Origin of the sequence: Oerskovia paurometabola (assembly GCF_016907365.1) — a bacterium.
Classification (GTDB): Bacteria; Actinomycetota; Actinomycetes; order Actinomycetales; family Cellulomonadaceae; genus Oerskovia; species Oerskovia paurometabola.
Map to the genome: position 1 here is coordinate 3,549,612 of NZ_JAFBBV010000001.1, position 13,445 is coordinate 3,563,056.

Sequence of the window (13,445 nt, forward strand, 5' to 3'; positions counted from 1 at the left end):
CGATGCGCGACGCACGGCCGGCAGGAACTTCACCCGCGCCTTCTCCGCTCACTCGCTCGTCGGAGCACCAACGCGCTCCAGCAGCTCCTCAGCGCCGCCGCTCCCGCACCCACCTGCGCACCCGCCCCGCCGCCACGATCGCCGACAGCAGCACCCGCGACGGCCAGCTCCCCACGGCGCACGTGACCGAGACCAGGTCCACGCGCTCGGGGTAGAGCAGCGTCTCGTCGGGGTACCGGCGCGGGTCGATGCAGCTGTCGACCAGAACCGTCCCCGGCATCCCGGCCAGCAGGCGCATGCCGAGCAGCCGCCCCCACGCCCCGGGTGAGTGCGCCGACCAGGCCGGGTCGTAGGCGTCGGAGATCGAGAAGACCACACCGTCGCGCCGGACGCGCACCGCGAGGTACACGGGCGCCCCGGCCGGGCCGACCCGCAGCACGTGCGCCTCACCGCGCTCGCGGTACGCCTCGACCAGGCCCGTGAACCACGCCGCGGCGCCTGGCACCACGCGCCGGGCCTCCCCTCCCTTGGCCCGGTCGCCCTTCCAGCCTGCGGCCTCCAGGTCGAGGAAGTGTTCGACGACGTCCGGCTCGTCCGTCGCGTCGACGATCCGCAGCTCCTGCCCGAGCTCCTCGACGAGGTGTCGCCGCCCGCGCCGGAGGTTCTTGCGCCGCGAGGCCGACAGGTGCGGACCGAGCACGTCGCCCGCCTCCTGGCCTGCCCCTGAGCCCGGCCCCTGCCCCGGCACGAGCGCCCCGCGCGAGATCCGGTCCCACTCGCGCACCGGCATCCCGGCACGGGCGAAGGCGTCCAGCAGCAGCGTCGTCGTCTCCCCGGACGCCCTCAGCAACGGCAGGTCGACCGCCTGGCCGAGCGCTCGCCGTCGGGCATGGAGGGCCTCGACCAGCGCCTCGACCGCGAGCCGCGGGCGGGCCGCGTCCACGAGGGGCGCGCGCAGCGCCGCGAACCGCTCGACGAACGGCCCGTCGAGGCTCGCGTGCCGCGCGGGCCACAACCGGTTCCGGCCCACCGTCTCGAACGGGAGGAACGCGAGCCAGCCCGACCCGTCGGCCACGACGAGCGCCGTGACCGCACGCCCGCCCCCCAGCCCGCGCGCGGCCGCACCCAGGACGGCGGGCTCGAAGTACGGGTTGGGCTCGAGCGAGGAGTCCGCGAGGCGCTGCCAGGCCGCGAGGTCGTCGGCGCCCAGGTCAGCCACGCGCACGATCCGGCTCGCGACGTCGGCCCCCGCCGCCCTGGCCCGGCCCGGGGCACCCGCAAAGGTCGTCACCGGAAGCGCCGCACCACGCGCGCCGCGGCGCGCATGACCCGCATGGTCAGGCGCGCGACGACGCCCCCCGTGACGACGGTCGACGAGACCATCGTGAGCCGGTCGGGGAACAGGTCCGTCGCGTCCTTGTACAGCGAGGGGTTCATCGAGCTGTCGAACACCTCGACGTCCGAGTTCTCGTCGAGCCACGACAACGCCATCATGCGCCCGATCGCGCCCGGTCCGTACCGGGCCCACTCCTCGCTGTACACGTCGAAGTAGCCGAACGCCGTGGACCCCGTGCACACGATCACCGCCATGTGCAGCAGGACCCCTCCGGCGACGAGAGCGAACACGTGCGCCCGCCCGGTCTCGGCGAAGCCCGCGAGCATCTGCGTGAACCACTCCTGCCCACCCCGGCGGCTCCGGAACCCCATGCCGCCGCGCGACGCGTCGCCCTTCCACCCCTGCTGCTCGAAGTCGAGGAACGCCTTCGCGATCTCGGGGTCGTCCCCCCGGTCCTCCAGGACCAGCGTCTCGCCCACCGCGCGCTCGAGGCGCCGGCGGCCGCGCGCGAGCGACTTGCCGCGAGGCATACGCTCGGCCCAGCTCCCGGACTCCCCCTCGTCGAACCGGACCGCTCCGCGGGGGTCGCCACCCCACGTGTGCACGGGGACGCCTCGCTCCCGGCACACCTCTTCGAGCCGCCGGCCGACCCGCCCGTCCTGCACCAGCAGGTGCAGGTCGATCGCCTGCCCGAGCTCGCGGCGTCGCTCGTGGAACGCGTCCACCAGCGCCTCGACGGCCTCGTCGACGCGCGCTCCGTCGACCAGCGGCGTGCCCAGCGGGCAGTACAGCGCCAGGAAGTCCGACCCGGTCGAGGCGTGCCGCCACGGCCAGTGCTTGTCGCCCGGGACCATCTCGAACGGGAGCGCGGCCCACCAGCCGCCTGGCTGGGCCCCACTGAGGTCCCCGACACCCGGGCCCGCGGCCCCGCCCGGGACCTCGTCGACGACCAGGAGCCGCAGCCCGGACCCACCGCTGAGCTCGCGCACCGCGGGCACCAGCATCTCGGGCTCGAAGTACGGGTTGGGCTCGGCGGCGCGGGCTGCGAGCGCCCGCCACGCCTCGATCTCCTGATCCGTCAGGTCGATGATGCTCAGCACACGACTACGTGCCATGAAGGACCCTCTGTCGTCCGGCGATCGCTTTCCCTGGACCTCGCGAGATCGGTGCCCGGGGCATCTGCAGTACGACGGTAGACACCGAACGACGCCGGGGCCACAGTGGGAGCACTGATTTCACCCGACCGGATTCCCCACGCCGCGCCGTCGTCGTCCGACAGTGATCGCCGCTGCCCGCAGCCGCCCCCCAGGCGCCGCCCGACGCACTCCCAGGAAGGCTGCCCGTGACCACGGACGAGCTGCACGACGTCGGCACCCGCCGCGGGCGGTCGGCACGCGTCCCGCTCCTGCTCGCCGGAGCGATCCTGCTGGGCGCGGTGTTCGCCGCGACGTACGTCGTGACCGTCCGCACGCTCACGGGGCAGCAGCTCGACAACGGCGCGTTCGTCTCGTGGCAGCAGCTCAACCCGTTCCTCGGGTCGTTCGCGCAGGTCCTGCGACCGGCCCTGCCCGTGGCGCTCGGGGTCGTGTGCGCGGTCCTCGGGGTGCTCGCGCTGCGGGCCCGCCGGTGGCGGGCCGTCGCGCGCGCCGTGGCCGTCGTGGTCGTCACGGTCCCGCTCGCCCGCTGGCTCCGCGACGGGGCGCTCGACCGGCCGGACCTCGCCGACCTCGCCTACCCCCAGAACACCCTGCCCTCGGGGCACGTCGCGGTGACGGCCGCGCTGTGCGTCGCGGTCCTGTTCCTGTGGCCGCGCCGCTCGGGAGCGCTCGTGGCGTGGGCCGTGGTCGTGAGCCTCGTGGCGTGCGTCGCGTCGCTGCTCGAGCACGCGCACCGCCCGAGCGACGTCGTCGCCTCCCTCGCGCTCGTGGGGGCGCTCACGTGCCTGGTGCTCGCGCTCACGCAGCGCCGGACGCTGCCGGTGGCCTCGTCGGGCTGACGAGGTCGGTTCGCTGCCATGCCGTGCCTCTCGCCGGGCCGCCCCTGAGTGATCCTCAGTGCGCGACGCGCCATCGACGACTCGCCCGAGACCTGTGGGAGAGCGTCACCGACGCGAGGGCAAGGATCACCACCGCCGCGTTGGCAGTGAGGGTGCCCGTCCAGGTCGTCGGCGGGATGCCGAGAGTGAAGCTGGCGGCGTTGAACACCGTGTGGCTGAGGATGCACAGGAACACCCCGTTCGTACCCGACACCCTGAAGACCGCGCCGTAGAGGAAGCGGAACGCCATGATCTGGACCGCGAACATCCAGAAGTCGATCAGACCAGACTCGTGGTTCGTGCCAGGAATGAAGAAGAGCGGCACGTGCCAGAGGAGCCAGACGACCCCGACCACCAGTGAGGACGTGACGAATCCCCACCGCCGATCGAGCCCGGGCTGCAGCGCGGTCATCCAGCCGGCCTCCTCCATGCCGCCGATGACGAGATTGCCCGGCAACGACAGGAAGAACATGAACCACGGAACCGCGTGCGCGGAGGGACCGGAGACCAGCAGGTGGAGCGAGAAGTACACCGCGAGCGCGAAGAAGGCGAACAGATACCCCGCGGGGCGGCCCCGGGCTGCGAACACGACCCTCAGCCACTCCCAGAGACCCGAGACCTTGCGGTTCGCTCGCAGGACGACGTAGGAGGCGATCGCGGGCGAGAGGATGTAGATCGCGAACGGCACGTTCGCCAGGAGCTCGGGAACCGTGGTGACAACGTTGTTCACCTCGTAGCCGAAGCGGGCCGCCACGATCAGCCCACCGGAGAGCCCATAGGCGATCAGAAAAGTGAGCGCCATGAACTGCCGAGCGATCCGTGCGTCCGTCACCCCGCAACGATATGGCCGGAGCCGAAGCGGGACGCCGCTCGCGAGGTAGAACCTCCTGCGTCGAGGTAGTGCCCGCTGAGTTCTACCTCGCGCAGGAGGTACTACCTCGGCGCGCGCGCTCGCCGGGCGGACCGGGATCTCAGGACGCGCTCGTAGAGGTCGTCGTACCGGTCCACGACGGCCTCCCACGTGTAGCGCTCGACCTCGCGGCGGCCCGCGGCCCCGAGCGCGGCCGCGAGGTCCGGCGCGTCGAGCAGCGACCCGATCGCGTCCGCGAGCGCCCCGGCGTCCCGGGGGTCGACGAGCAGGCCGTCGACGCCGTCGGTGAGGAGCGTGCGGGGCCCCCCGAGCACGGTGCCCACCACGGGGCGCCCGGCCCGCCAGGCCTCGAGCACCACGATCGACGCGGCCTCCTTGCGGCTCGGCACGACCACGACCGTGGCCGCCGCGAGCGCCTCGGCGACGGCGTCCGGCCCCAGCATCCCGGGGAAGGACACGCGGTCCTCGACCCCGAGCGCCCGGGCCCGACGCCGCAGCTCCGCGAGCTCCGACCCGTCGCCCACGATCGTGAGCCGGGCCCGCTCGGCGAGAGGTGACGCCGCGAAGGCTTCGAGCAGCAGGTCGAAGCCCTTGACGTGCTCGACGCGGCCGACCGCCAGCAGTACGGGTTCGGTCGCGCCGGCGGCGGCCACAGGGTCGGCGGCGCCCGCACCCAGCTCGACCCCGTTCGGCACGACGACGGCGCCCCCGTACCCGAAACGCTCGGCCAGGTCGTCGGTGACGATGGTCGAGCAACCCGTCACGGCGTCCGCGCGGGTGAGGGCCGTACCGAACCAGGTGCGCATCCACCAGGACGTGCCGAGCGCGTCGTGGTCGTCGGCGAACGTCTCTCCGTGCGAGCTGACGACGAGCGGCGTGCGGGTGACGCCCCCCAGTGCCGTGGCGTAGACGCCGTTGGGGCCGAAGCACTGCACGTGCAGGACGTCGGGGCGCAGCGAGCGGTACGCGCGGGACCAGCGCCAGGCAGCGGCGGGCCACCGCAGCGCGAAGGACAGGACGCCGCGAGCGCCGCGCGAGGGCTGGGGGGTCGGGAGGTAGCGGACCGTGACGCCGTCGAGCACGCGGGTCCCGAGGTGCTCGCCCTGGTCGACGGCCCACACCTCGACCGTCTCGCCGCGCGCGGCGAGCACGCGCGCGACGTGCTGGACGTGGGTCTCGACGCCGCCCGTGCGGGGCGCGTAGGAGCTGGTGACGAGCGCGGTGCGGGGACTCATTTCGCCCCCTGGAGACCGTGGTCGGGGCGCCGCGCGCCGCTAGAGTGGGGCACTTCCCGTGCCGCGAGAGAACGGACTCCCCGCATGCCGCAGCTGGTGATCGCGACCGTCGCGGTTGAGGTGCCCATGGGCGCGCAAGTTTATCAGGAGGAGGTCGCCACCCGGGCGGCCCGAGCCCTCTCCGCACCGCCCGGAGGCGCGGTTTCACCCACCGCGTCGCAGGCTCCCGCACGGGCCGAGGACTGGACCGTGAAGCGCACCGTCGCCCGCTCCCTGCGCTCGCCCCTGCCGGGCACGCTCCGCCTCCCGCTCTCCCGCCTCGGCACGGCCTCGCCCGCGCTGCGCCGGGCCGCAGGCCGGGTCGTGTACCCGCGCGGCGCCGTCGTGCACCGCGTCGGGCTCGAGCTGCCCCCGCACCCGACGCGCGACGTCGTGACCATCCAGGACGTGGTGTCCTGGCGGTTCGACGACGAGTCCCGCCCGGTGCGCGCAGCCGCCGAGGAGGCCCGGCGCGCGGCGGCCGTCGTCACGGTCTCCGAGTTCAGCGCCGACGAGATCGCCGAGCTGCTCGGCGTCGAGCGCCCGCACGTCGCCTACAACGGGGTCGACGAGCGCTACTTCCGCACGCCGCCCCTCGACGCCGCGGCGCTCGACGCGCTGGGCATCACCGGCCCGTACGTGCTGCACGCGGGCGGCGCGTCGCGGCGCAAGAACCTCGAGAGCCTCGCCGCGGCGTGGCCCCTGATCCACAGCGCGCGCCCGGACCTGACGCTCGTCATGAGCGGTCCGCGCAACGCCCGGCGCGACGCGCTGTTCGGCGCGCTCGCGGGCACGCGCCTCGTGGGCCGCCTGCCCGACGACGTCATGCCGGGTCTGGTCGCGGGCGCCGCCGTCGTCGTGGTCCCCTCGCACTACGAGGGCTTCGGCCTGCCCGCGCTCGAGGGCATGGCCGCAGGGGTGCCCGTGGTCGCGGCACGCACGAGCTCGCTGCCCGAGGTCGTGGGCGACGGCGGGCTGCTCGTGGACCCGACGCCCGACGAGATCGCCCAGGCGACCCTGTTCGCGCTCTCCGACGACCCGGAGGTCGCGGCCATGGTCGAGCGCGGCCGGGCCCGCTCGGCCGACTTCACGTGGGAGCGCAGCGCGGCGCAGCACGCGGCCGTGTGGCGGGCCGTGGCCGCGCGCTGACGCGGGTCAGGCCCCGGGCCCCCAGGCCTGGAGCGCGCTCACGGTCGCGACGTACGCGCTCTCGGTGCTGAGCGGCAGGAAGGACGGGTGCAGCCCGCCCACGACGCCCGAGTAGTTCGCCGCGAGCACGGGCACTCCTCGCTCGGTCGTCATGGGCACCGAGACACGCACCGCGGTGACCTCGACCGGGTCGATCTCGAACACGGCGACCCGGTCGGAGAACTGGTCCTTGCGCTGGACCACGTCCTGCCAGGTGCCGTCGGGGAGCTGGACCGAGACGGTGTAGTCCCGCAGCCCCATGCTGCAGCACCGGATCCCGGCCGTCGCGACACCGATCCGGTCGATCGTCTGCGGCCCGTCGGTCGTCACGGTCACCGACGGGTTCTCGTCGACGACGTCGTCCGCGAGCCGACCGGACCGCCACGGGTCGCGCACGTCGAACGTCCCGGACGTCACGACCTGGGCGTCGGCCTCCTCGTGGGTCGAGGTGGCCGTGACGGGCCGCCCGGCCAGGAGGTCCGGGCCGAACGGCCGGGTGGCCTCGACCGCGAGCGCCTGGCCCGGCGCACCCACGAGGAAGACGGGCGCTCCCGTGACCGGGAGGTCGGCACCGTCCGGGCCGACCTCGAGGCTCGTCTCGGCCCCGTACTGGTCGACCACCCGCAGCGTGCCCGGGCCGCCGTCGGCCGTGACGCGCAGCGTGGTCGTCAGGTCGTCGCCCCAGACCGCGAGCAGCTGCTCGCCCGCCGGCCCCTCGGCCGAGGCCGCGAACGTGCCGGGCGCGCCCGTCTCGACGAAAGTGGGCGCCCCGTAGGGGGCGAGCAGGGCCGACGTCGCGGCGAACGCCGCCCCGGACGGCTTGACGTAGCTGCCGTACTGGACGAGCGACCACGAGTTGCCCGACTCCCCGAATCCCCCCTCGGAGAAGAAGTACGTCCACTCGTCGATCCCCTCGGACCCGTACCAGAGGAGCTTGCGCGCGACGTCCGAGCCGCCCGCCCAGAAGTTCGCGACGCCGTCGGACCACCAGCCGGACTCGGTGTCCCAGACGGGCAGGTCCCCGCACGGGGCGAGGGCCTCGCGCAGCGCGTCCAGGTCGTCGCCCGGCTGCGAGAACCCCTGCTCCTCCCACGAGCGGTTGAGGCCCGTGTAGGGGTGGATCCCGACGACGTCCATCGAGGCGCACCCGCCGGCCTCGACGAGCGCGGCCCACCACTCGGGCACGATGCCCAGGGTGTTCCCGCCGACGATCCGGACGCCCGGGAACGCGGCGCGCGCCCCGGCCGCGAACGGCGCACCGATCTGCTCCTCGTACTGCGCGCCGTCGTCGAAGCCCGTGTTGTTGGGCTCGTTCCACGGCTGCCAGGCCACGATCCCCGGCGCCTCCTGAGCGATCGCCGCGACGATCTCGCGCGACCAGCCCTCCCAGGTGCCAGCGTCGACCGCGGCCCGCTCGGCCTCGCCGCCGGACCCGAGCTGCAGCGTCAGCGCGACCCCGCTGGCGTCCGCGAGCGCCGCAGCAGCCTGGAGCTCGGCGAACGGGTCGGCCTCGGCGCCTTCCTCGGGCTCGGGCACGCCGGCGCTCGGGAGCGAGTCCCAGACGAGCCCGTCGGCGCTCGGGGTGCCGGTCGGGTCGGGCACGATCGCCCCGAAGTCGAGCTGCCAGCGGAAGCTGCCCACGCCGAGCTGGTCGGCGAGCTGCACCCCGCGCAGGACGGAGGCCCCGCCCCAGTCGGCGCCGTCGGCCAGCCCGGCGAGGTCGAGCGGGGCACCCGGGGCCCCGACCGTGTAGCGCAGGCACGTCCCCGAGACCGGGTCGCCGCTCTCGCGGTCGACCAGCGCCGCGTCGACCTCGTAGACCCCGGGCCGTGCGGCGGGCAGCGTCACGGGCACGTCCCCGCCGTCGGCAGGGAGGTCGACGACCTGCTCGTCACCCACGACCGGGTCAAGCACCCGCGGGTCGCCCCGCACCTGGAAGCGCAGCTCGTACCGGTCGGCCCAGCGTCCCCACGAGTCGTCGAGGCTCAGGCGGACCGCGGGCTCCTCGCCCGGCGGGAAGTAGTTGTAGACCTCGTCCGTGACGAGCCCGGCCCCCGCGCCCATGACGGAGAGGAACCCGTCGTTGATCGCGTTGTACTTCACGGGCGCGCCGAGCTGGTAGGCCATGCGGTCGGCCGTGACGGCGGTGAGCGCGACGGCCCCCTCGCTCGTGGTCAGCGCGTAGTACGTGCCGTCGTCGAGCACGAGGGGCGACCCGTCGAGGAGCGTGAAGTCCGCGTCGAGGTCGGCGCGCGCGTCGGGCCAGACGCCGCGGCGGACGCCGTCTGCGCCCACGTGCTCGAACCCGAGACCGTCCTCGATCACCACGAGCCCGTCGCCGTCGGGGGCCGGCGCGACGCCGACCACGGAGTCGAACCAGTGCTGCGACGGCTTGGCGAACGCCCACTTGCGGTTCGCGGTCGCACCGAGGTGCAGCTCCTCGGCCCCGTCCTGGTCGAGGACCGTCAGGTCGTCGGTGGCCCCCGCGTCCGACGTCCCCGACGACTCGAGCACCAGCCCGCCGTCCGGGAGCTGCCCCAGCACCTGGCCCGGGAAGTCGTCCCGCGTGCCGACGATCTTCCCGTCGGTCCCCACGAGGTGCAGGGTGCGCTCGGTCTCGTGCACCCCGATCACGGGCCGCCCGTCGAGGTCGTCCCACATCGCCATGCCGTACAGGTCGAGGACCCCGCCCTCGGTCTGGTCGCCCTCGGGCAGGTGCGTCGTCCAGGACCGGGTGCCGTCGGGCTCGAAGCGGACCAGGTCGCGGCGCTGCATGAGCGTGTCGAGGAAGTAGATCCCGCCGTCGGCGTCGACCTCGAACTGCTCGGGGCTGAACGCCTCGTTGCCCTCGTCGAGCTGCAGCTCGAAGTCCGTCGTGCCCTTCGCCTCGCCCGTCGCCACGTCGTAGCGGGTCACGCGGTAGGCGCTCGACCGGTCCCACTCCAGGACGTACGCGAGCCCGTCCCGGACCCGCATCGAGAGGACGGTGCCGTCCGTCAGGGTCGCGACGTCGTCGACGACGTCCCGGCGACCGCCCAGGTCCGCCGCGTCGACGCCGTCGTGCGTGATCTTGTCGACCACTGGGAACCCGCACACCGGGGCCGCCCCGGGCTCGCTCACGCTGACGACCGAGGGCATGGGCGCCCCGGACGCCCCGGGGTCGGCGGCCGCTCCGTCACCGACCGCGCGGACGACGAGCACCGCCGCCGTGGCGACCACGACCGTCCCCGCGACGCCGACCACCCAGGCCCGGCGTCGTCGGTACCAGGGCGTGGGGCGCTCGCTCGGCGCTGGCGGGTCGGTCACGTCGGTGCTCCCGTCGGGCCCGGAAGGGTGGGCCAAGGGTCGATCGTACGTCCGGCACCCCCGTCAGGCGGGGCGACCGCCCGCGGATTTCACCCTCACGGCGGGGCCGTCCGGGCAGGGGGCCATCCCCTACGCTGACCGCATGGACACGGACCCGCCCGACGCCGCCCGTGCCCGGGGCTCGGTCCTCTGGCTCAGCAACGAGACCCCCGACCGCGACGGTCAGGGCGGCCAACGACGCCAGTACTTCCAGATCCGTGCCCTGGTCCGCGCGGGCTGGTCGGTGCACGTCATGACGCTCGCCGGGGACCAGGACGACACGACCCTGCGGGAGATCGCGACCGTCGAGCGCTTCGCGCCGTTCCTCCACAAGCGCCTCCCCCACCCGACCCGCTACTTCCTCGCGCGCCGTCGCGCGCGCTCGGGTCGGTACGACCACGTGATCGTGGCCCACCTCGAGTCCTGGGCGCTGCTGCGCGGAGCAGGGCGCAGGCTCGGCGTCCCCGTCCTGGTCGACGTCCACAACGTCATGAGCCCCTGGCTGTCCCGGTATGGCAGGACGCGTGAGGCCGCCACGTTCCGCCAGATCGAGGACCGCGTCCTGCGCGACGCGTCGGCCGTCTCGGTGTGCTCCCCCGCCGAGCTCGACCGCCTGCCGGACGGCGGGACCGCGCGGCGGATCGTCGCCCCGCACGGGATCGACGAGTCCGAGTGGCCGCCGCCCCCTGCCGCCGCGCCGCCGCCCGTGGTCGGCATGTTCGGCAACTGGTCCTGGACACCGAACACCGCCGGGATCGCGTGGTTCGCCAAGGACGTGTGGCCTCGGGTGCGCGAGGCCGTGCCCGACGCCGAGTGGCACGTGGCGGGGAACGGCACCCCCGCGCGGTTCGCCGAGATCGAGGGCTTCCGCGCGCTCGGACGCGTCCCCGCGCTGTCCGACCTCACGGCGGTCTCGCGCGTGGTCGGGGTCCCCGTGCGCGCGGGGGTCGGCGCCCCCGTCAAGTTCGGCGAGGCCCTCGCGACCGGGCGCCCCGTGATCGCCACGACCGACGGTGCGAGCGCGCACCCGGGCTCCCCCGCGCGCGTCACGAACGACACCGACGAGTGGGTCGCCTGGCTCGTCGAGCGGCTGGGGCCAGACCGGGCGCTCGCCGACGACGAGGGACGACGGACCTACCGCTGGGCGATGGACGAGCTGCCGTGGGAACGCACGACCGCACCGATCGTCGCGTGGCTGTCGGAGAATTCCACCCGCTCCAGGCCCTGATACGGCGCGCGCCCGCTGATAGTGTGCCCGTGTCGCAGACGGCCCGGTTCTCACCGGTCGAGACGCCTCCGACCACCACTCGATCCGCATCGCGCGGACACCATGCCGAAGGGGACACCGTGGCGGATCCCGCTGTTGCCGTGAAGGGCCTGGGCAAGTCCTACCGCATCGCGAAGAGCGGCTTCCGGCCGACGACCGCTGCCGAGGCAGTGATCAACCGGGTCAAGCACCCGCTGCACAAGCCCGAGTTCGAGGACTTCGAGGCGCTCAAGGACGTCGACTTCGAGGTCCCGTGGGGCGAGGCGCTGGGCATCATCGGGCGCAACGGTGCGGGCAAGAGCACGCTCCTCAAGCTCCTGACCCGGATCACCGCACCGTCGGCGGGTCGCATCGAGCTGGGCGGCCGCGTGGGCAGCCTGCTCGAGGTCGGCACCGGCTTCCACCCCGAGCTCACGGGTCGGGAGAACGTCTACCTCAACGGCACGCTCCTGGGCATGCGGCGCAAGGAGATCCAGCGTCGCTTCGACGAGATCGTGGACTTCTCGGGCGTCGAGAAGTTCCTCGAGACCCCGGTCAAGCGCTACTCGTCGGGCATGTACGTGCGCCTCGCGTTCGCGGTCGCCGCGCACCTCGAGACCGAGATCCTCGCGATCGACGAGGTCCTCGCGGTCGGCGACGCCGAGTTCCAGGCCAAGTCGCTCGCCAAGATGCGCGACGTCGCGCGCGACGGTCGCACGGTGCTGTACGTGAGCCACCAGGCGCAGACCGTCTCCGCGTTGTGCACCCGGGCGATCTACCTCGACCAGGGCAAGCTCACCTACGCGGGCAACGTCGAGGACGCGCTCGCGGAGTACCGCAACAGCTTCACGAGCTTCCACGTCGCCCAGCAGGACGCGTCCCGGCGCGCCGGCACCGGCGAGCTCCGCTTCACCGAGGCGACGATCGCCGAGGAGACCATGGAGCCCACCGAGGACAAGGTCATCGAGTTCGCGGTGAACGCCAACCCGGACCTGGTCGGCAGCTACTTCGTCTCGTGCCACGTCAACGACATGAACGGGAACATCGTCGTCCAGTGCGACTCCCGCCTCGTCGGACTGTGGCTCGACCCGACCGTCCCCCAGCGCGGCGCGCTGACCATCAAGGACCTGTGGCTCAAGCCGGGCAAGTACACGTACGACCTGTACGTCTGCAAGACCGGCATCCTCGACGCCTGGGAGGGCGCAGGAGCCTTCGAGATCCTGCCCAACCCGCCGTACCCCGAGGTCACGTCCGACGAGGCGCTGACCCACGGCATGGTCCTGGCCGACTTCCAGTACGAGAGGTGGTGACGATGAGCAAGACCGTGATCACCCCGCCCGGGCGGTGGGACCTGCCGTCGGTCAAGGAGCTGTGGGAGGCCCGCGAGGTCCTGATCAGCTTCGGTCGGCGCGACGTCCTGCTGCGCTACCGGCAGACCGTGATCGGTGTCGGCTGGGTCATCCTGCAGCCGCTCGCCGCGGCCGGGATCTTCGCGATCGTGTTCGGTCAGGTCGCGGACCTGCCGAGCAACGGCGTCCCGTACTTCATCTTCGCCTTCGCGGGCCAGCTCGCGTGGAACGTGTTCAGCGGCGTCGCGAGCCGCTCGTCGTCGTCGCTCGTGGCGAACCAGTCGCTCGTGTCGAAGGTCTTCTTCCCGCGCATGCTCGTGCCGCTCTCGACGATCCTCGCGGTCCTCGTCGACTACGCCGTCGCGTTCGGGCTGTTCGTGATCCTGCTGTTCGTCTACGGGATCAACCCCGGGTGGCCCATCCTGCTCCTGCCGTTCTGGACGCTGCTGGCCGTGCTGCTGGGCGCTGCGATCGGGGTCGCGAGCTCGGCCGTCATGGTCAAGTACCGCGACGTCGGGTACGCCCTGCCCTGGGTCGTCCAGATCCTCATGTACGCGACCCCCGTCGCCTACTCGTTGGAGGCCGTCCCGGCGAACCTGCTGTGGATCTTCAACATCAACCCGCTCACGTGGCTGCTCGAGGGCTTCCGCTGGTCGCTGCTCGGGCAGGCGGCCCCCGAGGCGTGGCAGGTCGTCGCCCTGGTCGTGGTGTCGGGGCTCGCCTTCACGGGTGGCGCACTGATCTTCCAGAAGCTCGAGCGTGGCTTCGCCGACGTGATCTGACCCGGTCAGGAGGGGTCCC

10 protein-coding genes are annotated in these 13,445 nt (G+C 73.4%); 5 read left to right on the forward strand and 5 right to left on the reverse strand.

Features of this window, described 5'->3' with window-relative positions; translation table 11 throughout:
* Positions 1 to 88: 88 nt before the first annotated feature.
* A complete protein-coding gene (locus JOD48_RS15880; RefSeq protein WP_204809754.1) occupies positions 89 to 1,291 on the reverse strand; it encodes a GNAT family N-acetyltransferase in 1,203 nt (400 codons plus the stop codon).
* Entirely contained in the window at positions 1,288 to 2,451 is a 1,164-nt protein-coding gene (locus JOD48_RS15885; protein WP_191790999.1) for a GNAT family N-acetyltransferase, read from the reverse strand. The genes JOD48_RS15880 and JOD48_RS15885 overlap by 4 nt, the downstream gene beginning before the upstream one ends.
* A gap of 227 nt (positions 2,452 to 2,678) precedes the next feature.
* On the opposite strand from JOD48_RS15885, the gene JOD48_RS20225 reads away from it, so the two are divergent.
* Positions 2,679 to 3,332, forward strand: coding sequence for a phosphatase PAP2 family protein (locus JOD48_RS20225; RefSeq protein WP_204809755.1), 654 nt, complete (start codon positions 2,679 to 2,681; stop codon positions 3,330 to 3,332).
* 55 nt (positions 3,333 to 3,387) lie between these two features.
* On the opposite strand, the gene JOD48_RS20230 is transcribed toward JOD48_RS20225, so the two are convergent.
* Both JOD48_RS20230 and JOD48_RS15900 read right to left on the reverse strand, forming a co-directional pair.
* Entirely contained in the window at positions 3,388 to 4,203 is an 816-nt protein-coding gene (locus tag JOD48_RS20230; protein WP_204809756.1) for a CPBP family intramembrane glutamic endopeptidase, read from the reverse strand.
* Between the two features lie 101 nt (positions 4,204 to 4,304).
* Positions 4,305 to 5,477 (reverse strand): glycosyltransferase family 4 protein, encoded by a 1,173-nt coding sequence (locus tag JOD48_RS15900; RefSeq protein ID WP_204809757.1) that lies wholly within the window; start codon positions 5,475 to 5,477, stop codon positions 4,305 to 4,307.
* Between the two features lie 84 nt (positions 5,478 to 5,561).
* On the opposite strand from JOD48_RS15900, the gene JOD48_RS15905 reads away from it, so the two are divergent.
* Positions 5,562 to 6,665: a glycosyltransferase family 4 protein gene (locus JOD48_RS15905; RefSeq protein ID WP_204809758.1), complete on the forward strand. Its 1,104-nt coding sequence runs from the start codon at positions 5,562 to 5,564 to the stop codon at positions 6,663 to 6,665.
* A gap of 6 nt (positions 6,666 to 6,671) precedes the next feature.
* Here the strand turns inward: JOD48_RS15905 and JOD48_RS15910 are convergent, their stop codons facing one another.
* Positions 6,672 to 10,046: a hypothetical protein gene (locus JOD48_RS15910; RefSeq protein WP_204809759.1), complete on the reverse strand. Its 3,375-nt coding sequence runs from the start codon at positions 10,044 to 10,046 to the stop codon at positions 6,672 to 6,674.
* A 106-nt stretch (positions 10,047 to 10,152) separates the two neighbouring features.
* Here JOD48_RS15910 and JOD48_RS15915 point away from each other — a divergent pair, with 106 nt between their 5' ends.
* From JOD48_RS15915 to JOD48_RS15925, 3 genes are all read left to right on the forward strand, one after another.
* The gene (locus JOD48_RS15915; protein ID WP_204809760.1) at positions 10,153 to 11,277 is read left to right on the forward strand and encodes a glycosyltransferase family 4 protein; all 1,125 of its coding nucleotides are present in this window, start codon (positions 10,153 to 10,155) and stop codon (positions 11,275 to 11,277) included.
* Between the two features lie 119 nt (positions 11,278 to 11,396).
* The gene (locus JOD48_RS15920; RefSeq protein ID WP_191791006.1) at positions 11,397 to 12,605 is read left to right on the forward strand and encodes an ABC transporter ATP-binding protein; all 1,209 of its coding nucleotides are present in this window, start codon (positions 11,397 to 11,399) and stop codon (positions 12,603 to 12,605) included.
* A 2-nt stretch (positions 12,606 to 12,607) separates the two neighbouring features.
* Complete coding sequence (locus JOD48_RS15925) at positions 12,608 to 13,426, forward strand: ABC transporter permease (protein ID WP_204809761.1); 819 nt, start codon at positions 12,608 to 12,610, stop codon at positions 13,424 to 13,426.
* The last annotated feature ends 19 nt before the right edge of the window (positions 13,427 to 13,445 follow it).